19 protein-coding genes and 1 pseudogene are annotated in these 24,598 nt (G+C 73.9%); 12 read left to right on the forward strand and 8 right to left on the reverse strand.

Annotated elements, in window-relative coordinates; genetic code table 11:
* The first annotated feature begins 354 nt into the window (after positions 1-354).
* Positions 355-4,386, forward strand: a complete 4,032-nt coding sequence (locus AB0O01_RS20620) for a hypothetical protein (RefSeq protein ID WP_365315206.1) — start codon at positions 355-357, stop codon at positions 4,384-4,386.
* A gap of 178 nt (positions 4,387-4,564) precedes the next feature.
* Here AB0O01_RS20620 and AB0O01_RS20625 read toward each other — a convergent pair whose 3' ends face one another.
* Positions 4,565-6,409, reverse strand: coding sequence for an ABC transporter ATP-binding protein (locus AB0O01_RS20625; protein ID WP_365315207.1), 1,845 nt, complete (start codon positions 6,407-6,409; stop codon positions 4,565-4,567).
* A 122-nt stretch (positions 6,410-6,531) separates the two neighbouring features.
* Here AB0O01_RS20625 and AB0O01_RS20630 point away from each other — a divergent pair, with 122 nt between their 5' ends.
* Together AB0O01_RS20630 and AB0O01_RS20635 are read left to right on the forward strand one after the other, a co-directional pair.
* Positions 6,532-7,158, forward strand: a complete 627-nt coding sequence (locus tag AB0O01_RS20630; protein ID WP_365315208.1) for a TetR/AcrR family transcriptional regulator — start codon at positions 6,532-6,534, stop codon at positions 7,156-7,158.
* 122 nt (positions 7,159-7,280) lie between these two features.
* Positions 7,281-7,502 carry a DUF4287 domain-containing protein gene (locus AB0O01_RS20635; protein ID WP_365315210.1) on the forward strand — a complete coding sequence of 74 codons (222 nt, stop codon included), beginning with the start codon at positions 7,281-7,283 and terminating at the stop codon, positions 7,500-7,502.
* 13 nt (positions 7,503-7,515) lie between these two features.
* Here AB0O01_RS20635 and AB0O01_RS20640 read toward each other — a convergent pair whose 3' ends face one another.
* The 4 genes and pseudogenes from AB0O01_RS20640 to AB0O01_RS20655 form a co-directional block, all read right to left on the reverse strand.
* Positions 7,516-8,316, reverse strand: coding sequence for a class I SAM-dependent methyltransferase (locus AB0O01_RS20640; RefSeq protein ID WP_365315211.1), 801 nt, complete (start codon positions 8,314-8,316; stop codon positions 7,516-7,518).
* Between the two features lie 57 nt (positions 8,317-8,373).
* Positions 8,374-9,384, reverse strand: coding sequence for a transporter (locus AB0O01_RS20645; RefSeq protein WP_365315212.1), 1,011 nt, complete (start codon positions 9,382-9,384; stop codon positions 8,374-8,376).
* Positions 9,381-10,409: an ABC transporter ATP-binding protein gene (locus AB0O01_RS20650; protein WP_365315213.1), complete on the reverse strand. Its 1,029-nt coding sequence runs from the start codon at positions 10,407-10,409 to the stop codon at positions 9,381-9,383. The genes AB0O01_RS20645 and AB0O01_RS20650 overlap by 4 nt, the downstream gene beginning before the upstream one ends.
* Before the next feature lie 194 nt (positions 10,410-10,603).
* Positions 10,604-10,975, reverse strand: a pseudogene (locus AB0O01_RS20655) (GntR family transcriptional regulator); the annotation flags it as partial.
* 451 nt (positions 10,976-11,426) lie between these two features.
* Here AB0O01_RS20655 and AB0O01_RS20660 point away from each other — a divergent pair.
* The 6 genes from AB0O01_RS20660 to cutA all read left to right on the forward strand — a co-directional run bounded on the left by AB0O01_RS20660 (position 11,427) and on the right by cutA (position 17,782).
* Positions 11,427-13,316 carry an NAD-binding protein gene (locus AB0O01_RS20660; RefSeq protein ID WP_365315215.1) on the forward strand — a complete coding sequence of 630 codons (1,890 nt, stop codon included), beginning with the start codon at positions 11,427-11,429 and terminating at the stop codon, positions 13,314-13,316.
* A 658-nt stretch (positions 13,317-13,974) separates the two neighbouring features.
* A complete protein-coding gene (locus tag AB0O01_RS20665; protein WP_365315217.1) occupies positions 13,975-14,493 on the forward strand; it encodes a hypothetical protein in 519 nt (172 codons plus the stop codon).
* Between the two features lie 81 nt (positions 14,494-14,574).
* The gene (locus AB0O01_RS20670; protein ID WP_365315218.1) at positions 14,575-15,417 is read left to right on the forward strand and encodes a DUF4097 family beta strand repeat-containing protein; all 843 of its coding nucleotides are present in this window, start codon (positions 14,575-14,577) and stop codon (positions 15,415-15,417) included.
* A 42-nt stretch (positions 15,418-15,459) separates the two neighbouring features.
* Positions 15,460-16,479, forward strand: coding sequence for an ATP-binding cassette domain-containing protein (locus tag AB0O01_RS20675; RefSeq protein WP_365315219.1), 1,020 nt, complete (start codon positions 15,460-15,462; stop codon positions 16,477-16,479).
* Positions 16,476-17,267 (forward strand): ABC transporter permease, encoded by a 792-nt coding sequence (locus tag AB0O01_RS20680; protein WP_365315220.1) that lies wholly within the window; start codon positions 16,476-16,478, stop codon positions 17,265-17,267. Before AB0O01_RS20675 ends, AB0O01_RS20680 begins: the two co-directional genes overlap by 4 nt.
* 176 nt (positions 17,268-17,443) lie before the next feature.
* Positions 17,444-17,782: a divalent-cation tolerance protein CutA gene (cutA, locus tag AB0O01_RS20685; RefSeq protein WP_365315222.1), complete on the forward strand. Its 339-nt coding sequence runs from the start codon at positions 17,444-17,446 to the stop codon at positions 17,780-17,782.
* Here cutA and AB0O01_RS20690 read toward each other — a convergent pair whose 3' ends face one another.
* Positions 17,783-18,787: a transcriptional regulator gene (locus AB0O01_RS20690; protein WP_365315224.1), complete on the reverse strand. Its 1,005-nt coding sequence runs from the start codon at positions 18,785-18,787 to the stop codon at positions 17,783-17,785.
* A 585-nt stretch (positions 18,788-19,372) separates the two neighbouring features.
* Here AB0O01_RS20690 and AB0O01_RS20695 point away from each other — a divergent pair.
* Positions 19,373-19,807, forward strand: coding sequence for an ATP-binding protein (locus AB0O01_RS20695; protein ID WP_365315226.1), 435 nt, complete (start codon positions 19,373-19,375; stop codon positions 19,805-19,807).
* Positions 19,808-20,153: 346 nt separating this feature from the next.
* Positions 20,154-20,477: a DUF6191 domain-containing protein gene (locus tag AB0O01_RS20700; RefSeq protein WP_365315228.1), complete on the forward strand. Its 324-nt coding sequence runs from the start codon at positions 20,154-20,156 to the stop codon at positions 20,475-20,477.
* 15 nt (positions 20,478-20,492) lie between these two features.
* Here the strand turns inward: AB0O01_RS20700 and AB0O01_RS20705 are convergent, their stop codons facing one another.
* Entirely contained in the window at positions 20,493-22,352 is a 1,860-nt protein-coding gene (locus AB0O01_RS20705) for a prolyl oligopeptidase family serine peptidase (protein ID WP_365315230.1), read from the reverse strand.
* Positions 22,353-22,578: 226 nt separating this feature from the next.
* Here AB0O01_RS20705 and AB0O01_RS20710 point away from each other — a divergent pair, with 226 nt between their 5' ends.
* Entirely contained in the window at positions 22,579-23,394 is an 816-nt protein-coding gene (locus AB0O01_RS20710; RefSeq protein ID WP_365315231.1) for an SURF1 family protein, read from the forward strand.
* Positions 23,395-23,414: 20 nt separating this feature from the next.
* On the opposite strand, the gene AB0O01_RS20715 is transcribed toward AB0O01_RS20710, so the two are convergent.
* On the reverse strand, positions 23,415-24,455 hold the full coding sequence (locus AB0O01_RS20715; RefSeq protein ID WP_365315233.1) for a hypothetical protein: 1,041 nt from the start codon (positions 24,453-24,455) through the stop codon (positions 23,415-23,417).
* Positions 24,456-24,598 lie beyond the last annotated feature (143 nt).

A 24,598-nucleotide genomic window follows, 5' to 3' on the forward strand; every position in this document is an offset into this window, starting at 1 on the left:
GGGTTGAGAAGGAGGTGAGGGGAAGGGGAGGGGAGTGGGGGTGGGGCGGCGGGTTCAGGGTGCTTGCGTCGGGCCGGTGCTGCGGGCTCGTACGGTTGGCTGAAGTTGACCCAGAACGTGCGGCGTCATCAGGTGCCTCTCCGCGCGCCGAGCCGGTGACCTGCCCCGGCTGCGCACGCCGGGTGCGCTGTTGGGTCGTGATCCTGCCAGTCGGGGCCGCCCGCGGAGGAGGTTCCGGTCTTCGCGGCCCCGCTTCGTCGCAGGTCAGCCATATAAGCTGAGTTTTCCGGTCCGGACGGACCCGGGGTGAACCGGAAAACGGCGCGCGGTGCGGGACCGGCGGAGGAGGGCGTGGTGGGGGCCGATTCCGAGGCGCGTACGGCGTTCGCCGAGCGGCTCGCGCTGCTCTACAAGGAGGCCGGGAACCCGCCCCTGAAGAGCGTCGCCGAGGCCGTCGTCCGGTTGCAGCGGGTCGACGAGCGCGGGCGGCCGGTCCGGGTGTCGGCGCAGCGGATCAGCGACTGGCGGCGGGCCAGGAACGTGCCCGCGCAGTTCGCGGCGCTCGCCGCCGTGCTCCAGGTGCTGATACCCGCCGCCCGGCGCGCCCGGCCCACCCCCGTCTCCGCCGGGCTCTACGACCTGCCCCAGTGGCAGCGGCTGTGGGAGCTGGCCGTCGGCGATCCGGCCGCCGCCCGCGAGCCCGAGGGGGAGGTGCCCGCCGCCGAGGTGCCGAGCGGGGTCTGTCCCTATCGCGGGCTCGCCTCCTACCGGCAGGAGGACGCGGGGTGGTTCTTCGGGCGGCGGCGCTCCACCGAGACCCTGGTCGACCGGCTCCGGGACGCCGAGCGCACCGGCGGGATCGTGATGCTGGTCGGTGCCTCCGGGGCCGGGAAGTCCTCGCTGCTCAACGCGGGGCTGCTGCCCGCCGTGGAGAGCGGGGTGCTGGGCGGGGAGCGGGCCGTCGTCCGGCTCGTGCCGGGGAGCGATCCGCTGGGGGAGCTGGTCCGGGGGGTGCCCGATCTCCGGCCGTTCCTGCGCGACGGCGCGTCCGATCTACCCGATCTGCCGGGGCTCATCGAGGTGGCGGGCGGGGAGGATGCGGGGGGTGTCGGTGCGGTGCCGGGTACCGCTCGGGGGCCTCGAAGAGGCGAGGCGGGCCGCACCGCCGACACCGATGACGACGCCGCCCCGGGGGTGCCCCTCCCTCCCGTTCTCGTCGTCGACCAGTTCGAGGAGATCTTCACCCTCTGCCCGGACGACGACGTCCGCCGGACCTTCGTCCGGCTGCTGCACACCGCCGCCTCCCCGCCGCCCGGCGGCGGGCCGCCCGTGCTGGTGGTGCTCGGGATACGGGCCGACTTCTACGAGCGGTGCCTGCGCCACCCGGAGCTGGCGGACGCCCTCCAGCACCGGAGCATGGTGCTCGGGGCGCTGACCGCGGCGGAGTTGCGGGACGCGGTGACCGGGCCCGCGAAGGCGGTCGGGCTGGAGCTGGAGCCGGGGCTCGCGGAGCTGATCGTGCGGGAGGTGAGCGCCGACGGGCCGCGCGGCACGCACGACGCCGGGGTGCTGCCGCTGCTGTCGCACGCGCTGCTGGTCACCTGGCAGCGCCGGAAGGGCGGGCGGCTGACGATCGGCGGGTACCGGGCGGCCGGAGGGTTCCAGGGGGCCGTCGCCGCCACCGCCGAGCGGGCCTGGTCGGGGCTGGACCCGGCGGCCCGGACCGCCGCCCGGCTGCTGCTGCTGCGGCTGGTGCGGGTCGGCGAGGACACCGCCGCCACCCGGCGGCGCGGCACCCGGCGGGAACTGGCGGCGGAGTCCGCCGATCCGGCCAAGACCCGGGAGTCGCTGGAGGCGCTGGTCCGGGCCCGGCTGGTGACGCTGGACGCGGAGAGCGTGGAGATCACCCACGAGGCGCTGCTGCACGCCTGGCCCCGGCTGCGCGAGTGGATCGACGAGGACCGCGGCGGCAATCTGCTGCGCCAGAGGCTGGAGGAGGACGGCCGGGCCTGGCAGGTGGGCGGCCGGGACTCCGCGCTGCTGTACCGGGGTTCGCGGCTGGAGCAGGCGCACGGCTGGGCCGGGACCGCCGGGGACACCGCCCTGACCCGGGCCGCCGTGGACTTCCTGGCCGCCTCGGTGCGGCTGCGCCGCCGTACCGTCTGGCTCAGCCGGGGCGCGGTGGCCGCGCTGATGGTGCTGGTGGTGGTCGCGGTCGGCGCGGCGGTGGTGGCCTGGCAGGAGCGCAACGACGCGGTGTTCGCGCAGGTCCTCGCGGAGGCGGACCGGGTACGGGACTCCGACCCCTCGCTGTCCGCGCAGATCGACCTGGTCGCGCACCAACTGCGCCCGGACGACAAGGACACCTGGAACCGGCTGGTCTCGATCGTCAACTCCCCGCTGGCCACCCCGCTCGCCGGGCACACCGGCGCGATCTATCTGACCAGCTTCAGCCCGGACGGCCGGACCCTCGCCACCGCCGGGTACGACCGGACCGTCCGCCTGTGGGACGTCACCGACCGGACCCGGCCCAAGCCGCTGGGGACGCCGCTGACCGGGCCGGAGAGCTGGGTGTCCACCGCGGTCTTCAGCCCCGACGGGCGCACCCTCGCCACCGCCTCCGACGACGGCACCATGCGGCTGTACGACGTCACCGACCCGGCCCGCCCCCGCCCCCTCGGCCCGGCCTGGACCAAGCAGGACGGCACGGTCTACCTGCTGGCCTTCAGCCCAGACGGCCGGACCCTCGCCGCCGCGACCGAGGAGCGGGTGGTGCGGCTGTGGGACCTGGACGACCCCGCGCGGCCCCGGTCGCTCGGGGTGCTCGAAGGGCACAGCGCCGCCGTCCGCACCGTCGCCTTCAGCCCGGACGGGCGCACCCTCGCCTCCGCCGGGGACGACCGGTCGGTACGGCTGTGGGACCTGACCGACCGGCACCGGCCCGCCCCCCTCGGCACCCCCCGCACCGCGCACCGGGCGCTGGTCCACTCCGTCGCCTTCAGCCCCGACGGGCGGACCCTGGCCAGCGGCGGCGCCGACGACACCGTCCAGTTGTGGGACGTCTCGGACCGGGAGCGGGCGCGGCCGATCGGGATGCCGGTCATCGGGCACACCGGGCCCGTCTGGTCGGTGGCGTTCAGCCCGGACGGCTCCCTGCTCGCCATCGCCAGCGCGGACAGCACCGCCACCCTGTGGAACGTCAGCAACCCGGCGTTCCCCTCCCAGGTCGGCTCCCCGCTGGCCGGGAGCAGCGGGGAGATGTACGCGCTCGGGTTCAGCCCGGACGGCCGCACCCTCGCCACCGGCACCGGCGACGGCCGGGTACGGCTGTGGTCGCTGCCCACCTCCGACATGGTGGGCCGGATCGGCGCGTTCCGCCCGGACGGCCGGGTGCTGGCGACCGCCGCCCGCGACCAGAGCCTGAGACTGTGGGACATACGGCGGCCCGGCCGTCCGGTGCGGCTGAGCGAACCGCTGCGCCCGGCCGGCGGCGAGGTGAAGTCCCTGGTCTTCTCCCCCGACGGCACCACCCTCGCCGTGCTCGCCGGGCCCGCCGCGGTGCAGTTGTGGGATGTCTCCGACCCCGCCCGGCCCGTCCCGCACGGCCCCCCGCTCACCCTGCACACCCGGTACTCGGGCCCCGACGCCCTCGCCTACAGCCCCGACGGCACCACCCTGGCCACCGCCTACGACGACCGCACCATCCGCCTCTGGGACGTCACCGACCCGGCCCGCCCCCGCTCCCTCGGCGCGCCCCTCGTCGGCCACACCGGGTATGTCAACACCCTCGCCTTCAGCCCCGACGGCACCACCCTGGCCAGCGGCAGCGCGGACACCACCATCCGGCTGTGGGACGTGTCCGACCCGGCGCGGGCGACCGGTGGGCGCGAGGCGTTCGCCGGGCATCGCGGCGCGGTCAACGCCCTCGCCTTCCGCCCGGACGGCCGCACCCTGGCCAGCGGCAGCGACGACAACACCGTACGGCTGTGGGACACCACCGGGCCGGGGCAGGCGCGGGCGCTGGGCGAGGGGCTGACCGGGCACACCGAGGCGATCGTCTCCCTCACCTTCAGCCCCGACGGGCACACCCTGGCCAGCGGCGGCAACGACGACACCGTGCGGCTGTGGGGCGTGGGGCGGCCGGGGGCGGCCGTGTCGCTCGGGCAGTCGATGAGTCCCCAGGCCAAGACGGGCAATTTCCTCTCCTTCAGCCCGCACAGCCGGATGCTCGGGGTGTCCAGCGGTTCGGGCACGGTCCGGCTCTGGGACCTGGACGTGGAGGCGGCCGAGCGCCGGATCTGCGCGGCCACCCGATCCGTCCTGACCAGGGAGAAGTGGGACGAGTACCTGCCCCGGCTGGACTATGAACCGCCCTGTGGGACGTAGTCGCGCGCCCGGCGCCGCCCCCCTCTCCTACGTGATCCCGGTCACACAGCGGCTCCACTCCCGAGCAGTCGGCCCCCATGGCGGCAACCGGCTTGTTAGGCTTGGCCATAGCCCGATCGCTGGTGCATCCCCCGTCGCCAGCGATCGGGTTTTTCTGTGTCGGCCCAGGGGTCGGCCACTAGGCCCGGGAAGGTGCCTCCGGCTTCGGTTCGGGTGCCGGGGCCGCCAGGCGGAGGGCCGCCACCATGTCCCGGTAGAGGTCGTCGGTGGTGAGCAGTTCGGCGTGGGTGCCCGTCGCCCGGACCCGGCCCTGCTCCAGCACCACGATCCGGTCCGCCTCCACGACCGTGGACAGCCGGTGCGCGATGGTCACCACGGCCGCCCGGTCCGCCCGGTCCCGGATGAAGGACTGCACGGCCGCCTCGGTCACCCCGTCGAGCTGGGCCGTCGCCTCGTCCAGGAGCAGGATCTCCGGGTCGGCGACGAACGCCCTGGCCAGCGCGACCCGCTGACGCTCACCGCCGGAGACGACGGCCCCGGCGAGTACGGTGTCCAGCCCCTCGGGCAGTTCCCCGGCGCGCCGGGTCAGCCCGACCGCGTCCAGCGCGGCCCACAGCTCGGCGTCGGTGGCGGCGGGGCGCAGATAGCGGAGGTTGTCGGCGAGGGTGCCGGGCAGCAGCGGGGTGTCCTGCTCGACATAGGCGATCCGGCGGCGCGTCTCGTAGGCGGGCCACTCCTGGAGCGGGTGCCCGTCGAGGACCAGCCGGCCGGTGTCCGGGCGCAGGAACTCCAGCATCAGGGAGAACGCGGTGGTCTTGCCCGCGCCGGAGGGGCCGACGATCGCGGTGTGCCCCTGGCGCGGCACGGCGAAGGAGACGCCGTCGAGGACCGGGGGGCCGTCGGGGGCGTAACGGGCGGTGACCTCCTCGAAGGCCAGGACATGGGGGGTGGGAGTGGGGGTGGGGGTGGGGGCAGGTACAGGGGTGCGGGCGGAGAGGGTGGCGGGGGTGCGGGTGTGGCCCTTCTCCACCTCCAGTTTCTGGATCTCCGCTATCCGGGCCGCCGCCGCGATACCGGACTGGAGCTGGGAGAACTCCTGGGCCAGCTCGGTGGCCGGGCCGAGCAACTGGAAGGCGTACAGCAGGAAGGCGATCAGGCTGGAGACGGCCAGGGCGCCCGAGTCCACCCGGACCGCGCCGATCGCCAGGATCAGCAGGATCGCGAGCTGCACCCCGGCCATGGTGACCGTCCAGACGGTGGCGTCGATCCGGACCGCCCTGACGCTGTGCCGCGCGGACGCGTCCGCCTCGGCCACGATCCGCTCCGACTCCCGCTCCTCCGCCCGCGCCGACTTGACCGTACGGATCGCCCGCAGTGCTCCGTCCAGGGCCGCGCCCAGCCGGCCCACCGACTCCTGGGCGGCGCGCTGGGTCGTCGCCAACCGGGGCATCAGCAGCGCGACCAGCACCCCGACCACGGCGAGGCTCGCGAAGGTGACGGCGAACAGCACCAGGTCGAGCAGCGCCATCATGGCCAGCGCGCCGACCAGCCCGATCGCCCCGTTGACGAGCTGGGTCAGGCTGGAGGCGGCGGCCTCGCGCATCAGCACGGTGTCCGAGGTGACCCGGGTGACCAGCTCACCGGCGGACCGGCCGCCCAGCGCGCCGATCTCCAGCCGGAGCAGCCGCCGGACCATCGAGCGCCGGGCGTCGCGCACCACGTACTCCCCCATCCGCCCGAGCAGGATCCACTGGGCGAACTGGGTCACCGAGCCCACCACGATCAGCGTGGACAGCAGGGCGACCGCCGGGGCGATCGAACGGGACGCGGCGAGTCCGTCCAGCACCCACTTGGTGGCGAGGGGGGTCGCCAGGGTGGTGGCGGTGACGAAGAGCCCGAGGAGGAGACCGGCGGCGAGCGTGCGGCGGTGGGGGCGGATGAAGGACCAGAGCAGACGGAGGTTGGGCAGGGTGGGGGGCGCCTTCGGCGGCTGCTGCTGCTCCTGGGTTTCGATGTCGGGCACGGTGGGCTCTCTCCCCCTGGGATTGCGCTTCCTGGGATGGTGCTTCTTATTTTTGGGACACTGGCGTCCCATTTTCGAGTATGCAAGTTCCATAGTGAGGTGTCCAGCGATATATTCGGCACATGAGCACGACGTCCCCCGCCGAGCCCGCCCCCGCCGGTTCCGCCCCCGTCGAGTCCGGGACCCGCAACCGCACCCGGCGCGCCATCCTCGACGCCGCCGCCTCGGTGCTGGCCCGGGACCGCCGGGCCACCCTCGCGGAGATCGCCCAGGCCGCCGACGTCGGCCGCAGCACCCTGCACCGCTACTTCCCGGACCGCGACCGGCTGCTCCACGCGGCGGTGCTGGACTCCCTGGAGATCATCGACCGGGCGGTGCACGACGCCGCCACCGAGCAGGGGCCGCCGGACGAGGCGATGCGGCGGCTGGTCGCGGCGGTGGTCGGGGTGGGCCACCGGATGCTGTTCGTCTTCGGGGAACCGCAGATCTTCGAGGACGCCGCCGCCGAGCAGGCGGAGGGCGAGGACGCCACCGAGCGGCTGATCCTCGCCCTCGTGGAACGCGGCCAGCGCGACGGCGTCTTCGACAGCGGGGTGTCGGCCACCTGGATCATGCAGGTGCTGTGGGCGCTGGTGTACGCGGGCGCGGAGGCGGCCCAGTCCGGGACGGTCCCGGCGCCGGGGGTGGCCGCGCAGGTCGTCCGGGCGCTGGAGGGCGGGGTGCTGGCCCGGGGTGACGGCGCGGGGTGACGGCGGCCGGGAGGTGTGACGCAGGGCACATCGCGTGGGGCGATCAGTTTCCGCACGTCAGGGCGTCTGTATCGGTGACAGACATCACCGTACGCATGAATCCGCATGAAGGAGCCGTCGTCATGGCCGACGCAGTCGTCAAGGGTCCCGCGAGCTACTTTCCCGCGATCGAGAAGAAGTACGGGCGGCCGGTGGCGGAGTGGCAGCAGATCGTGCGGGACGCGCTCCCGGCCAAGCACATGGAGCTGGTGAAGCTGCTGAAGGAGGAGCACGGGGTGGGGCACGGCCACGCCAACGCGCTCGTCGCCCACACGCTCGCCGAGGAGAGCGGTGGGCGACCCTGAACGCGTACCCGGGTCAGTCGGGCAGCGGGCTGCGGCTGACGCGGATCTTCGACTGGCCGTGCGGGCGCGTCTCCCAGTCCGCCATGAACCGGGCGTGCAGCCCATGGCTCCCGGCCAGCTTCAGCAGGGTCTCGGTGCGGTAGTAGAAGTCCTCGCGCAGGACCTGGTGCTCGGTGCCCTCGGTGCGGTCGAAGGTGAAGTCGAAGAAACCTCCCGGCTTGAGCACCCGTCCGACATGGGCGAGGCACTGGTCGATCATCCCGAGCGGCGAGTGCGAGAAGACGCTGTGGGCGTGGACGACGTCGAAGTGCTCGTCGGGCAGGAAGTCCAGGGTGAGATCGCCGGTGATGGTCAGATGCGGCAGCTTGTCCTGGAGGCCGCGCTCGGTGAGGGTGCGCTTGGCGGCGACCAGGATGTCCGGCGAGATGTCGATGCCGTAGTAGCCGCCGCTGTCGAGGTGGTCGATGAACCGCCAGCCGCCGCGCAGATTGCCGCAGCCGATGTCCAGCATCCGGTGCCCGGGGCGCAGTCCGTGCTCGACGAGATAGTCGAACTGCATCTGCCCGAGGGCCAGCCAGCGGTCATGGGTCTTGCTGCCGACCGCGGCCTCGGGGCTGCGGCGGGTGTCGGAGGCCATGACCGCGCGGTAGTAGCCGACGTGGTCGGGGTGCTTGACGCGCAGCCAGGCGTCCCGGGTGGCCCGGCGGACGTAGGGCACGACCTTGGCCGGGTTGCTCAGCGCGTAGCCCGCCTTGTGGGCGAGGGAGGCGCGGTTGCTGCGCAGTTTCTTCGGTGACTTGGCGTCCGCGGGCATGACGGGATGACCTCCGTGCGGTGAGGTGAGGGGGATGGGCTCGGTGGTGGGAGGGGCTTACGCGGCTCGGCGGCGCAGGATCAGTACCGTCGCCAGGGTGAGCAGCAGGGCGGCGCCGGCCAGGATGCCGGTGTCGAGCCACTGGAACGCCCAGTAGTCGGAGGGCGGGTTGGCCTGGTAGTAGCGGGAGACATAGCCGTTGTCGGCCATGCACTGCCGCAGGTCGGCGCCGGACGGGTAGGGGCAGCTCATGACGTCGTCGCGGCGGCCGTCGGCGGTGATCAGTCCGTAGGTGCCGGTGGACCACTTCTCGCCCATCGGCGGCTTGGGGCTCGCGCCCGCGCTGAGGTACGACTGCGGCGGCACCAGCGCCCGGGTCTTGTGGGCGAGTTCGAGCAGGACGACGGTCAGCCCGGTGGCGAGCAGGGTGAGCCCCATCGCGGCCAGCACCCGGCGGGTGAGCAGCCCGATGAGGGTGCCCGCGGCCAGCCCGAAGAGGGCGGCGGCGGCGACCCGGGGGCCGGAGCCGCTGAGGGCGCTGGTCTCGTACCAGAAGAGGCCGTAGTTGCGGTCGGCGGCCGGTTCCCGCCACCAGGCGAACAGCCAGGAGAGCAGTCCGGCGCCGGTGACCGCGCAGACGGCGGCGAGGCCGTAGCGGGCGGTGAACCACTGGGTGCGGCTGATGCCCTGGGACAGCACCATGCGGTGGGTGCCGAGTTCGAGGTCGCGGCCGAGCAGCGGGGCGCCCCAGAAGACGCCGATCAGCACGGGCAGCGCGATGTTGAACAGGCCCAGGTACTGGAGCGGGGCGATGTCCAGCAGCAGCGGGAGCCCGTCGCCGGGGCGGGAGCAGTGCAGGGGGCCGGTGTCGCAGTGGGCGAAGCGTCCGCCGGCGAGGTCGTCGAGCATCCCGGCGCGGGAGTACGCGGCGACCGCGGCGGCCACCAGGAGCACGGCGACGGTGACGGCGATCGGCACCCGGGCCTGCCGCCGGGCCAGCCACAGGGCGCCCCGGGTGGTGTGCCGCCGGGCGGCGGTGGCGGCCGGGCGCAGGTCGAGGGCGCTCACGCGGCCACCTCCGCCGGGGCGCCGGGGATGGGGCCGGGGTCGTCGGCGCGGAGGTGGCCCATCAGGACGTCCTCCAGCCTGGGCCGCTCGACGTGCCAGCCGCCGGGCAGCGGGCCGCACGGCCGGATCAGCGCGGTGAGCTGCCGCCCGCTGGTGCTGCGCCGGACGACGATGTGGTCGGCGAGGTCACCGGCCCGGTCGGCGCGGCCGGTGAGCAGGACATGCGCCTCGCGCAGCGCGTCGGCGTCCTCGCACAGCGCCGCCCGGCCGTCCCGGAGCAGGAGCACCCAGTCGCAGGTCTGCTCCAGCTCGGGCAGGACATGGGAGGAGAGCACGATGCTGGTGCCGTACTCGGCGGCCTCGGTCATCAGCGCCGCCATGATCTGGCCGCGCACCACCGGGTCCAGGTCGGCCATCGGCTCGTCCAGGAGCAGCAGTTCGGGGCGCTTGCCGAGGGCGAGGGCGAGGGCGACGCGGGTCCGGCGGCCGGGCGACAGCTCGCCGAGCCGCGCGGTGAGCGGGATGTCCCCCTCGGCCACCAGGCGCTCCGCGGCGGCCGGGTCCCAGGTCGGGTTCAGCCGGGCGCCGAGGCGGAGGGTCTCGGCGACGGTGAAGCGCGGGTAGAGGGGTTTGTCCTGGGTGACCAGGGCGACCCGGGTCCGCGCGGCGGGGGTCCCTGGGACGGTGTCCAGCACGCGTATCTCTCCGGCGCCGGGCCGCAGCAGGCCCCCGGCCAGGTGCAGCAGGGTGCTCTTGCCGACGCCGTTGCGGCCGACGAGGGCGGTGATCCGGCCGCGGGGGACGGTGAACTCGCAGTCGCGCAGGGCCCAGGCGGCGGGCCGGGTGCTCTGGTCGCGGGGGGTCGGGCGGCTCTGAGGGCTTTGTGGGCTTCGGGGGTTCCGGCGGCTGCGGGGGTTCCAGCCCAGTCGGCTGCTCCAGTCGCTCCAGTTGCTCCAGTCGCTCCGGTAGCGGAATCCGAGTCCCGTGGCGCGCAGCGCGGTGGGCGGCGCGTCGGGCGCGGTCATGCGTCCTCCTGGTGGCGTGCGGGGGGTGACTGTCGCGGGGACCGCGACTGGCGTGGGGGCTGCGACTGCCGTGGGGGGCGGGGCCTGCTCGCGGCGGGGGTTTCGCGCGTGGGCACGCCGGTGTCGTGGGTGTCCGGGGGCGCCGCGGTGTCGTGGGCTTCCGGGGGCGCCGCGGACCGGGCGGAGGCGCCGTCGTACGCGTCCAGGGCCGCCGTGATCAGGGCGAGCACATCGGCGCGCTCCAGTCCGGCGCGGCGGGCGCGGGCGGTCCAGTCGGCCAGCTCGGCGCGGAGCGGGGAGTCGTCCTCGGCGCCGGGCCGGGCGAGCGACCGGGTCACGAAGGTGCCGAGGCCGCGCCGCAGCTCCACCAGCCCGGCCGCCTCCAGATCGCGGTAGGCCCGCAGCACGGTGTTGGGGTTGACGGCGGTGGCCGCGACGACCTCCTTGGCCGTCGGCAGCTTGTCGCCGACCTTCAACGTGCCCATGCGCAGGGCCCGTTCGGTCTGCTCGACGAGCTGCACATAGGCCGGGACGCCGCTGCCACGGTCGATCCGGTACTCGACCACGTCACCTTCGCTTCTTCCGTAGTTCCATTAATGAATTAGCACAAGCATGGAAGGGGGGCGGGACGGATGTCAAACCCGGTCCGGGTCCGGGCCGGGGCCGGGCCGCGGGGCGCCCGCTGGAACCGGCGTTCGGGCTGCGGCAGTCTGAGACCTCGTGGCGAGCATTCCGGGACAGGGATCAGGTACGGGGTCAGGGGCGGGATCGGGGCCGGGGTCGGGGTCGGGGTCGGGTACAGGGCCCGGATCGGGGCCGGGGTCTGGAGCTGGCGCGGGACCGGGGAATCCGGTGGGCCCGGGGAGTCCGGTGAGTCCGGGGAGTCCGGGTCCGTGGAGCCCGGGGCCGGAGAGTCCTGGGCCCTGGAGCCCGGATCCGGGGAGTCAGGGGCTGTGGCGTCAGGGTCCGTGGAGCCCGGGGCCCGGAAGCCCGGGGCCGGGGCGGGCGGGTCCGCCGATGGTCGTCTGCGGGGACGACGGGCTGGCCCACCGGCTGGCCGCCGAGCTGCGCGGGGTCTACGGCGAACAGGTCACCCTCGTCGTCCCGTCCGCCGGACCCCGGGTGCGCCCCCCGGTGGTGGGCCGGGCGCGGGCCGCGTCGGCGGCGCTGCTGGACCGGGTGGGCGCGGCGGTCGGCAACCGCTTCCCGGTGACGGCGGCGGGGGCCGGGGCGGCGGCCGGGGCCGGTGACGGGGAGCGGCTGGTGGAGGCCGCCGAACCGACCGAGGCCGTGCTCGCGGCGGCCGGGGTGGACCGGGCGGCGGCCCTGGCGCTGGTGTACGACGACGACGAGACCAACATCCGGGCGGCGCTGACCGCCCGCCGCCTCAACCCCCGTCTCCGGCTGGTGCTGCGCCTCTACAACCGCCGCCTCGGCCAGCACATCGAGGAACTCCTCGACCAGGCGTCCGCCCTGGCGACCGGCGCGGACGGGGCGCCGGGCGGCGCGCAGGCCACGACGGTGGTCCTCTCCGACGCCGACACGGCGGCACCCGCGCTGGCGGCCACGGCGCTCACCGGCACCAGCAAGGTGGTCCAGACGGACGGGCTGATGCTGCGGGCGGTGGAGCGGCACCCGCCCGCGCCGGGCCAGGTCGCCGACCCCGGGCTGGCCACCCTCGCCCTGCTCTCCGCCACCAGCAACGACCCGGCGGGCGCGGACGGTTCGGACGCGAGCGGGGACCAGGGACCGCAGCTCCTGCCGGACGCGGCGGCGGTGACGGCGGCGACGGGCCGGGCGACGATCGTGCTGGAGCAGGTGTCGTACTCGGGCCCGCATCTGTCCACCGCCCGGACCGGCGTCCCGCTGGCCTCGCTCTTCTCCCGGCGGCTGCGCTGGTCGCTGGCGGGTCTGGTGGCCTGTGTGATCGCGCTGGCGGTGGCGCTGATGGTGGTGACCGACGATCACCCGCTGCACGCCACCTACATCACCCTGCTGGACCTGTTCGCGATCAACGAACCGGCCGTCGACGCCCCCGTCGGGCAGCAGATCCTGCAACTCCTCTCCGGCCTGGTCGGGTTGCTGCTGCTGCCGGTGCTGCTGGCGGCGGTGCTGGAGGGGCTCGGCACCTTCCGCACCGCGTCCTCGCTGCGCAGGCCGCCGCGCGGGCTGAGCGGCCATGTGGTGCTGCTGGGCCTGGGCAAGATCGGTACGCGGGTGCTGACCCGGCTGCGCGAACTGCACATCCCGGTGGTGTGCGTGGAGTCCGACCCGGAGGCGCGCGGGATGGCGACGGCCCGGCGGCTGCGGGTCCCGGTGGTGCTGGGCGATGTCACCGAGGAGGGTGTCCTGGAGGCCGCGAAGATCCACCGCGCCTCCGCCCTGCTCGCCCTGACCAGCGAGGACACCACGAACCTGGAGGCGGTGCTGTACGCGCGCTCGCTCCGCTCCCAGCTCCGCGTGGTGCTCCGGCTGTACGACGACGGCTTCGCCACCGCCGTGTACCGCACCCTGCGCGCCGCGCACCCGGACGCCCCGACCCGCAGCCGCAGCGTCTCGCACCTGGCGGCCCCGGCCTTCGCGTCGGCGATGCTCGGCCGGCAGATCCTGGGCGCGATCCCGGTGGAGCGGCGGGTGCTGCTGTTCGCGGCGCTGGAGGTGGGCGGGCAGCCCCAGTTGGAGGGCCGGACGGTGGCGGACGCGTTCCGCCCCGGGGCGTGGCGGATCCTCGCCCTGGACACGGACGCCTCCGGCCGCCACCGCGCGGGCGACGGCACGCCGCTCCCGTCGGGCCTGGTCTGGGACCTGCCGGACACCTATGTCCTGAACGCCGGCGACCGGGTGATCCTGGCAGCGACGAGACGGGGCCTGGCGGAACTACTGGGACGGGGGGCGGCGAGGGGGTAGCGGGGCGTTGGGGGGGTTGGCGGGGCCCCGGGGGGTTAGCCGTCCCCGGCGGGGTGGCGGGCCCCGGGGGGGGGCTGGCCGACCCCTCAGGTTGACCGACCCCGGCAGGTTGGCGAGCCCGGCGGGTTGGCAGGCCCCGGGGGTTGGCCGGGGTCTGCGGGCTGGCCAACCCCGGCGGAATGGCGGGCCTGGCGGGTTGGCAGGCCCCAGTGGGTTGGCAGGCCCCGACGGGTCGGCCGACCCCGGCGAGTTGGCCGACCCCAGGCAGGCTGGCCGACCCGACGGGTTGGCGGGCCCGACGGGACCCGGCCGGATACCCGATCCGGTTGGCCCCACCCGACCCCATTGGCTTCACCCCCCTTTTTTTGCCTCACCCGCCCCCTGACTTCACTCGCCCCCTGGACCTCACTCGCCCCCCCTTGGCGCCACCCGGCGCCACCCCCACCCCCACGGCGCCAGCCATCCCCACCTGGCGCCACCGACCCCCCACCACCGGACATTTGGGACCCCCACCCCCACCCCACCCCCTCCAACACCACTCCCACCCCCACCATTTTCCCGGCATCAGTGCAGCTCAGCGGAGCTGCAACCTGCCCGGCGCCGCCCTCGGCGCCAATGAGGGTTGCGCATGGCGCCATCGCGGTGCCATGATGACGTCATGAACCTCACCCCGTACGTCGACACTCTCCACCGGGAACTCACGGTGGCAGCGCAGGCCGATGGGGACGATGTCCGCGAGCTGGTCGAGCGGCTCATCGCGCCCCTGACCTCGGCAACCCGTCTGAGCATGCTCAATCTGCTCTCCGCCGCGATGGACGAGATCACCCGCGAACTGGCCCCCGGCTCCGTCGAGGTTCGGCTGCGCGGACTCGACCCGGAGTTCGTCGTGACGCCACCCACCGGCGACGGTGGCGCCATCGCCCCCGAGGCGGAGACGGCGGCCCCCGTGCTGTACCTCGCCGACGGCGAGGACGGCGCCCCCGCCCGCGTCAATCTGCGGATGCCCGGCCGTCTCAAGGCCCGCGTCGAGGAGGCCGCCGGCCGGGACGGACTGTCCGTCAACGCCTGGCTGGTCCGGGCCGCCTCCGCCGCGCTCGACGGCCCCGGCGCCACCCGGCCCCGGACACCCGAGCGGGCCCGGAGCCTCGGGCACAGCTTCACCGGCTGGACCCGCTGACCCCAGCCCCACCGACCACCCCGGACCAGACCCCCATCCCCACCCACCGACGGCTCGCCGAGCCGGGAGGACGGAACCGCCATGCCTTCTTTCGACACTCCCACCGCCATCTCCGTCACCGCCCATGTGGAGGCCGGTTCCCTCCAGTTCACCGCCGGGGACCGCACCGACACCGTCGTCCGGGTCGCGCCCCGCGACCCGAAGAAGGACCTCGACACCAAGGCCGCCGCGCAGACCGAGGTGTCCTGCGCCGGGGGCGCGCTGACCGTACGGACGCCCAAGTCCGGTCTCCTCGGGCGGACCGGGGTCGTCGACATCACCGTCGAGCTGCCCACCGGATCGGATGTCGAACTGACCGGCGCCTGGACGCAGATCCTCGGCGAGGGACGGCTCGGCGAGGTCCGGGCGAAGGTCTCCTCCGGCGATGTCCGGCTCGACACCACCGGGCCGCTGTGGCTGACCGCGTCGCACGGCTCGATCTCCGTGGAGCGGGTCGAGGGCGCGGCCGAGATCGGCACCAGTTCCGGCAGTCTGCGGGTCGGCACCGTCGACGGGGACGCCGTCCTCAGCAACGCCCACGGCACCACCACGGTCGGCGCGGTCACCGGCGAACTACGGGTGAAGGGCGCCAACGGCGACATCGACATCACCCGCGCCGCCGCCTCCGTCACCGCCACCACCGCCCACGGCACCCTGCGCATCGGCGAAGTCGCCTCCGGGACGGTGGAGTTGAAGACCCAGTACGGCGCCATCGACGTGGGGGTGCGGCACGGCACCGCCGCCTGGCTCGACATCGACGCCGGCTCCGGCCAGATCCGCAACTCCCTGGCCACCTCCGGCGCCCCCCAGCACAGCGAGGACACCGTACGGGTCCACGCCCGCACCCGGCACGGCAACATCGACGTCCGCCGCGCCCGGATCTGACCCCCCTCCCACCAGCCAACTCCCCTGAAACGGAACCCCGTCATGCCTTCAGCCACCCCCACCGGCCGCCACCACCGGGACGGCGGCCCCCGGCCCGCCCTCGCCGTCTCCGCCACCGATCTGCGCAAGTCCTACGGCGACAAGACCGTCCTCGACGGCGTCGACCTGGCCATCCCGACCGGCTCGGTGTTCGCCCTGCTCGGCCCGAACGGGGCCGGGAAGACCACCGCCGTGAAGATCCTCTCCACCCTGATCCGGGCCGACGGCGGTCAGGCGCAGGTCGCCGGTCACGACCTGGCCCGCGCTCCCCAGTCCGTGCGGGCCGCGATCGGGGTCACCGGTCAGTTCTCCGCCGTGGACGGGCTGATCACCGGCGAGGAGAACATGCTCCTCATGGCCGATCTGCACCATCTGGGCAAGGCCGAGGGCCGCCGGGTCACCGCCGAACTCCTCACCCGCTTCGACCTCACCGCCGCCGCGAAGAAGCCCGCCGCCACCTACTCCGGCGGGATGAAGCGCCGCCTGGACATCGCGATGACCCTGGTCGGCGACCCGAAGATCATCTTCCTGGACGAGCCCACGACCGGGCTCGACCCCCGCTCCCGGCACAACATGTGGCAGATCATCAAGGAACTCGTCAGCGGCGGGGTGACCGTCTTCCTCACCACCCAGTACCTCGAAGAGGCCGACCAGCTCGCCGACCGGATCGCCGTCCTCAACAACGGGAAGATCGCCGCCGAGGGCACCGCGGAGGAGCTGAAGCGGCTCATCCCGGGCGGCCACGTCCGGCTCCGCTTCACCGACCCCGCCGCGTACCGCGCCGCGGCCACCGCCCTGCGCGAGGTCGCCCGCGACGACGAGGCCCTCGCCCTGCACCTGCCCAGCGACGGCACCCAGCGCGAACTGCGCTCCCTGCTCGACTGGCTCGACTCCGCCGGGGTCGAGGCCGATGAACTCACCGTCCACACCCCCGACCTCGACGACGTCTTCTTCGCCCTCACCGCCACCACCCCCGAGATCCCCGGCCAGGCCGCCGGTCACCACAAGGAGAACGCCCGATGAGCAGCTCCCTCACCCTCGCCCTGCGGGACTCGTCCACCATGCTCCGGCGCAACCTCCTGCACGCCCGGCGCTACCCCTCCCTCACCCTCAACCTGCTGCTCACCCCGGTCATGCTGCTGCTCCTCTTCGTCTACATCTTCGGCGATGTGATGAGCGCGGGCATCGAGGGCGGGGTCGACCGCTCCGACTACCTCGCCTATGTCGTCCCCGGCATCCTGCTGCTCACCATCGGCGGCACCACCATCGGCAGCGCGGTCTCCGTCGCCACCGATATGAACGAGGGCATCATCGCCCGCTTCCGCACCATGGCCATCCACCGCGGCTCGGTCCTCATCGGCCACGTCCTCGGCAGTGTGATCCAGTGCGTGGCGAGCGTGCTCCTGGTCGGCGCGGTCGCCGTCGCCATCGGTTTCCGCTCCACCGACGCCACCGTCCTGGAATGGGTGCTCGCGGTCGGGCTGCTGTCCCTGATGGCCTTCGCCCTCACCTGGATCGCGGTCGGGATGGGCCTCGGCAGCCCCAACGCCGAGGCCGCCAGCAACAGCGCCATGCCGCTGATGGTCCTGCCGCTGCTGTCCAGCGCCTTCGTGCCGGTCGACGCCATGCCGGGCTGGTTCCAGCCCATCGCCGAGTACCAGCCCTTCACCCCGGCCATCGAGACCCTGCGCGGCCTGCTGCTCGGCACGGAGATCGGCAACAACGGCTGGATCGCCGTCACCTGGTGCCTGGCCCTGGCCGTCCTCGGCTACTTCTGGTCCAAGTCCCTCTTCCACCGCGACCCGAGCTGACCCCGGCCCCGCCCCGCCCCTCCCCACGACCAACGGCCCCCGCCTGAGCGGGGGCCGTTCACGTTCGGTGGTCATCCGGCCATCCGGGCATCCGGCTGGGAGCGGGCCCGCCTCGTTCAACAGGCCCATGGCTCCAAGGACTTGCGGCGGGCCCAGTACGGTCGCAGCATCCGCGTATGAAGGAGAAGGCCGTGCCCGAATATCTGACAGTTCTGACCACGACCGACAGCGCCGACCGGGCTACGGCTCTGGCCTCCAGCGCGGTGGAGGCCAGGGTCGCGGCATGCGCGCAGATCGAGGGGCCGGTCACCAGCGTGTACCGGTGGGAGGGCGCGGTGCAGACCGAACCGGAGTGGCGCGTGCTCTACAAGACCACGGTGGAGCGCTATCCAGCGCTGGAACAGCACATCAAAACGGTGCACCACTACGACACACCGGAGATCATCGCTACACCCGTGCTGTTCGGCAGCGACGAGTACCTCCTGTGGGTGAGCGCCGAGACGGCCGAGGGCTGATCAGGCGGCCAGCGCGGTGCGGATGCTCTCGGTGAGGTCGTGCGCCGCGCTGTTCTGCACCGGCAGACGGGTGGCCAGGGAGGCGAGTCGCTGCCGACCCATCGTGGTGGGCGTATCCAGAGCGGCCTCGACGAACCGGTGCCCGACCGACACGGCCTGTTCCAGGTCGCCGGAGACCAGGTACCCGGTCGCCACGTCGGCGAGGACAGCGATACGGACCTTGGAGTCGTCCTCGCCCAAATGCGTCAAAGCGTCCTGTGCGGCCTTCTCCAGGTCCCGATGCCGCAACCGCGAGTACGTCGACAGCATCAGGGAGTCGAGGCGTGGGCGCCGGTAGAAGCGCGTCCACGCCTGCTCGGTACCGGGGTCGGCGTAGTCGAAGGCAGTGGTGGCGCGCTCCAGCGCGCGCACGGCTCCGTCGTCGTCACCGAGGAGTGCTGCTTCCTCGGCCTCCCGGCCCGCCAGCCAGGAGCGGGCGGTGGCATAGCCGGGACCTCGGACATGCTGCTGAGCGGAAGACAGCACGGTGCGGGCCTTGTCCGGGGGGAGGGCATAGGAGGCATAGCCCAGGGCGAGGGCCACAACGGCCGGGTGCCCGGCTTCCCGTCCCGCGAGCGCGGCTGTCCCGTAGTAGTTCTGGGCCTGCTCCAGGTCGCCCGTGTCGAAGGCGGCCCAGCCCGCGAGTGCGGCGGTCTCACCGGCTGCCACGGTCAGCGCGGCACGGTGGGCACCGGAGCGCGGGATGAGCGAGGTGAGGATCTCCAGATGTGCGCCCAGCCGCCGGGCCAGTTGCCTGGCGGGCAGATGGTGCTCGGTGACGAACAGCTCGGCCGTGTCCGTGACCAAGCGCTCAACCGTCCTGCTGTCAGGGGGACCACCGGAGACCGCAGCGGCGAGCCTTCCCCATGGTTCGGTGGCGATCCCGGCGGCGAGCACCGACAGACCGAACGCGCGGCGGTCCACATCGTCCTCCTCGTCCTGACCCAGCAGTACCGATGCTGACATGAGTCGCCGGTAGCGGCGGCTGGCGGCCACCGCCTTCTGGATTTCCTCGACGGTGGCCCCGTATCCCACCGCAATCACGCGGTGAAAGACGGGGGTGGGGAGACGCTTCTCGGTCTCCCACCGCTTCAGATTGTCCGGGTCAACCGGCTCCCCACTGACATCCGCCAGGTGCTGGGCCTGCTCGGATCGCGACCGACCGGCCTTCCGGCGCAAGCCGCACAACAGATTGCCGATGCCCTCCGGACTCACCATGCGCCGCCCTCAGGTGTTCTCTCGAATGCCGGATTCCATCCTGGCCCCCCGATCCGGCCCCCACCGGTGAATGCACCTCACTCTGGCTCTCCCGGGTGACAACGATCTGGCGTTGGCTGGATACGTGCCCGCGCCTCGGCCGTCGGACACGCCTTCTGTACCCACCCGCACGGCACATGACGAGAACGCCACGCCTCCTCGCTCCCCGCGACGAGCCCCGTCGGCAGGACCGTGCGAGCCACTCCACTTCATCAGCTCTTCGCACCCCTTGAGGACGTGATGACGACGACAGCCGTACGACATCGCCCGCTCCCACCATCGGACGGGGCGGTGATGGATGAGCGGATCGCGGTCGCTCCGCGTGACCGCGGCGCCCCGGTCCGCGAGGAGGACGCCCATCGGGTCGGCGTCCTGCGCCGGATCGCCGCCGCGCGGCTGCGGCTCGTCGGGCTGGAGACGCTGATCGACCCGGCCTGCCTCGTCGTGTCCGAGCTGGTGACGAACGCGCTGCGGCACAGCGGGACGAGGGAGATCCGTCTCGTGCTGGGCGTCCGGGACGGCTTCCTCATCATGGTCGTCATCGACGGGATGCCCAGGGAGGCTGTGCCGCTGGCACCGGATGCGAGCGCGGAGTCCGGGCGGGGGCTGCTGATGGTGCAGGCCATCGCCGAGGAACACAACGGGAGCTGGGGCACCGGCGACGGCGGCGCGCAGACCTGGTGCCGGCTGGTGGTACCCGCCGAGGTGTCCGCCGGGGAGTCCCCGTGATGGCGACGCCTGGCAGCGCACGGTGTACCAGGACACCACCCGGGTCACCCAGGTGAACGGGGTCACCGCCCAGCAGGCGAAAAGGACGGCCCGCTGCGGCTCTGGGACCGGGGCGAGAGCGCCATCGGTGGCCGGCGGCGAGCCGGCGCCCCCCCATCGGACGGCATCGGCATGACCGCGGTGGACGAGGGCGGCTGGGCGACCCCGGTGGCCCGCACTGGCGCCTGCCGACCTGAACCACCGGTGGCGGACGGCCCGCCGTGAGGCGCTCCGCTCCCCGCACCTCCGTTCGACCACTTCCCCCAACCCCCTCCCCCCGCGGACTCCATGGGCGCACACTGGCCCCATGGAGTTCGCTGTTTTCGTCACGCTTCCCGGGCTGGTGATCCTGCTCACCGTCATCGCCTTCGTGGATCAACTGCTGCTCAGAATGGGCCGGGCCGGGCTGCTGCCCTGGCGGAACTCCGCGCGGGTCGGGCAGGTGTCCGCCACCGGGTTCGAGCAGTTGCACGGGGCGCTCTCCGCCGGGAAGGCGCACGAGCTGAAGGAGCGCCAGTCCTCGCTGCTGATGCGGGACGACGAGGAGGACGGCGCTCCCCCGCACCGCACCCGCGTCGACCTGGACAGCGGCGTGGCGGTGGTCCGGCTGCCACCGCCACCCGCCGGGTAGGCGCCCGGCGGCGCGTCAGCCGACCGGGACCGCGCCCGGACCGCCGTCCCGTACGCCCTCCAGGTGCCGGTTCGCGAAGTCCAGCTCCAGCCGGACCTGCTTGATCCGCTCGTCCACCACCAGCGAGCCGTGCCCCGCGTCGTAGCGGTACACCTCGTGGGCGGCGCCCCGGGCCTCCAGCCGCTTGACGTAGTTGTCGATCTGGCGGATCGGGCAGCGCGGGTCGTTGACCCCGGCCGAGATGTAGACCGGCGCCTCGACCTCCTCCACATAGGTCAGCGGCGAGGACGCCTCGAAGCGGTCCGGCACCTCCTCCGGCGTACCGCCGAGCAGGGTCCGGTCCATGGCCTTGAGCGCCTCCATCTCGTCGTAGTACGCGGTGACGTAGTCGGCGACCGGGACCGCCGCGATGCCGACCGTCCAGGCGCCCGGCTCGGTGCCCAGGCCCAGCAGGGTGAGGTAGCCGCCCCAGGAGCCGCCGGTCAGGATCAGCCGGGCCGGGTCGGCGAGCCCCGAGGTCACCGCCCACTGGCGAACCGCCGCGATGTCCTCCAGCTCGATCAGGCCCACCCGGTGCTTCAGGGCGTCCGTCCAGGCCCGGCCGTAGCCGGTGGAGCCGCGGTAGTTGACCCGGATCACCGCGTACCCGTGGTCCACCCACGCCGCCGGGCCCGCGGCGAAGGCGTCACTGTCGTGCCAGGTCGGGCCGCCGTGGATCTCGAAGACGGTCGGCAGCGGGCCGGTCGCCCCCGCCGGCTTCTGCACCAGCGCGTGGATCCGGCCGCCCGGCCCCTCCACCCACACGTCCTCCACCGGCACCGACCCCGGGGACTTCATCCCGGGCGGGTCCAGCACCACCGAGCCGTCCGTGGACCGCACCGCCGGCGGCTCGGCCGCCGACGACCACAGGTACTCCACCGACCCGTCCGGCCGGGCCGTCGCCCCCGACACCGTCCCCGGCGGGGTCGGCACCCGCTCCAGGGCGGCGCTCGCCAGGTCGTACCGGAACAGCTCGCTGCGGGCCTCGAAGCTGTGCACGATCAGCAGCCCCGTGCCGTCCGGGTACCACTCGGCGCTGACATCGCCGGGCAGCTCCAGCGACAGGTCCGTCTCCGTGCCCGCCGCCACGTCCCACACCAGGGGCTCCCAGCGACCGCGCCGCTGGTGGCCGATGAGCAGCCGGGTGTCCCCGTCCACCGGGGCGAAGCCCAGCACCTCCAGGCCCAGTTCCTCGGTGCCGCCCTTGGTGTCGTCCAGCTCCGCGATCGTGGTGCCGTCGGGGCGGACCACGCGCAGCGCGGAGTGCATCGCGTCCCCGTGCTCGGTGTGCTCGATGGCGATCAGCGCCCCGTCGTGCGCGAGATCGCCGACGCCCGCCGACTCGCGGTGCCGGTAGATCAGTACCGGCTCCTCGCCCGAGCGGGCCAGATGGATGCTCGTCCCCTCGTCGTCCGTCGAACGGCCCACCACCGCCGTCCGCCCGTCCCGGCCGAGGGCCAGGCCCGCCGGGTAGGAGGGGTCCAGGCCCGGCGTGGCCGGCTCGTCGGGGCCGCCCTCGAAGGGCTGGCGGCGCCACACCCCGAACTCGTCGCCGTCCTTGTCGTCGAACCACCAGACGAAGGCGCCGTCCGGGGAGAGCACACCGTCCGTCGTGCCGTTCGGCCGGTCGGTGACCTGGCGCTGCGCCCCGGTCGACCGGTCCCACGCGTACAGCTCGTACGTCCCTGTCGCATTGGAGACGAACAGGGAGCGGTCCGGCGCGTCCTCCGCCCAGTCGGGCAGGGACACCCGGGGTGCCCTGAAGCGCTTCTCCCAGTCCGGCATGGACACACGGTGCTGATGATCCGGCGAGACGGACCCGTTGCTCTCAGTCATGGCCCCATACTGCCCGTCCGGACCGACATCGCGCGCCCGAGCCCCTCAGCCTGTGGATAACTTTGCCCAACCACTCACCGACCTCACACCTTGCCGACCCGGCCGGTCCGTCCGCACCCGCCCCACCGGCCCCGCCGACCCCGCCGGCCACTGCCGTGCCGCGCAACCGACCCCGCAACCGACCCCCGCGCCCGGACGCCCCGCCCCGCCCCCGTACCGTGGGGGCGTGTACCGGTTTCTGCTGACTCCCCGCTGGTGGGGGATCAACGTCTTCGTCGTGCTGGCCATCCCCTTCTGCGTCTTCATGGGGTCCTGGCAGCTCAGCCGGTTCGAGGAGCGGATGGACACCCACCGCTCGGCGACCGAGGAGCCCACCACCGACCGGACCGGCGCGGCCCGGCCGCTGACCGAGCTGCTCCCGGTCGACAAGGAGACCTCCGGCGAACGGGCCACCGCCACCGGCGAGTACGCCGAGCAGTTCCTGGTCCCGGACCGCCCCCTGGACGAACGCCCCGGCGCCTACGTCCTCACCCTGCTGCGCACCGACGACGGCCGGGCCCTGCCCGTGGTCCGCGGCTGGCTCCCCGGCACCGCCGACACCGCGCGGGCCCCCGCCCCGCCGGCCGGCGAGGTCACCGTCACCGGCGCGCTCCAGGCGTCCGAGACCCCCGGCAGCAACGGCGTGCCCGCCCTCAGCGGACTGCCCGCCGGCCAGACCGGCGCGATCAGCTCGGCCTCCCTGGTCAATCTCGTGCCCTACGAGATCTTCGACGCCTGGATCACCCTGGACGAGGGCGACTCCGGGATGCGGGCGGTGCCCGCGACGGCCGCCGCCGACACCGGGCTCGACCTCAAGGCGTTCCAGAATCTCGGCTACACCGGTGAGTGGTTCGTCTTCGCGGGCTTCGTGGTCTTCATGTGGTTCCGGCTGCTGCGCCGCGAGGTGGAGTCGGTACGGGACGCCCGGATGGGCCTCGGGGACGCCCCCGAGGGGGACCCCGGGGAGCAGCGCCGGGAACCGGCGCCCGCCGCCACTCGTTAGGGCGCCCCGCCCGGTCCGCGCTACGACCCCGCCAGCACCCCGGTCCGGTAGACCGTCCCGGCGCACGCGTCCGGCACCACCACCGACACCGACTCCGAACCGGCCTCCGGGGTGTACGACACCTGGACGCTGCCGTCCGCCGTGCCGTCCTCGGTGACGAGCTGGGTGCTCGTGCCGGTGTCGCCGCCCGTGCTGCCGCCGGTCGTCGTCCCGGGGTCGGCGCTCGGGGACGGATCGGGGGACGGGCCGCCGGTGCCGCCCGTGCCGCCGCCCTCGACGGGGCAGGTCTCGGCGGGCACCCAGGCGAACCGCACCTCGTAGGCGGCACCCGGGAGCAGCACGAGCTGGCCGGTCTCGGTGGACGGGTCGGGCAGTTCCGCGGCGACATCGCCCGAGGCGTGCCGGGCGACGGAGATCTTGGCCGGGTCGGCGGCGCCCAGCGGGATCGGCGTGACGGTGCCGGGACCCGTGACGGTACAGCTCTCGCCGGAGACATTGCTGATCCGGAAGGTGCCGTAGACCGTGCCGGCCGAGTCGGGGACGTCGGCGGCGGCCGTGCCCCCGCCGAGCTGGGCGGCCGTGCACACCGGGGTGGTGGGCACCTCGGAGGGCGACGGGCCGCCGGGCGGGACGCCGGGAGTGGTCCCGGGGCTGTCGTCGTCGCCGGAGGCGTCCTCCTGGTCGCCCTCGTGGCCGGTGGCGGGGCCGCCGCCGGTCGAGCCGCCGACGGTGCCGGAGCCGCCGTCGGGGCCCGCGCCCTCGCTGGCGCCGCCCGTGGCGTCCTGGCCGAGCCCGGCGATCGAGGGGTCGGCGCTGGAGCCGGTGGAGTTGGAGACATGCACCAGGGCGGGCACGGCGGTACCGAGGAACAGGGCCGCCGCGGCCACGCCGACCGCCGCCTGCCGCTTGCGGGCGCGCCGCGCGGGCACCGCCCGGCGCAGATGCTCCAGCGTGCCGTCGCGGGGCTCGATGTCCTGCACCACCTGGTGCAGCAGGCCGCGCAGCTCCAGCTCGTCCGAGTCGAGCCCCCCGGGGCCCTGGTCGTCGAGAGGGTCGTTCACGGTGGCGCTCGTTCCGTTCCCAGTGTGCGGGTGTTCCTGGTGCTTGTGGTGCTCTTGGTACTGGTGGCACGGGTGCGCCGGACCGGACACGGGCGGCTCCCCAGGCACCTGCGGCACCTGCGGCCCCGGAGGCACCTGGTGTC

Source organism: Streptomyces sp. NPDC093252 (genome assembly GCF_040683675.1).
In the GTDB taxonomy this organism is placed as follows: domain Bacteria; phylum Actinomycetota; class Actinomycetes; order Streptomycetales; family Streptomycetaceae; genus Streptomyces.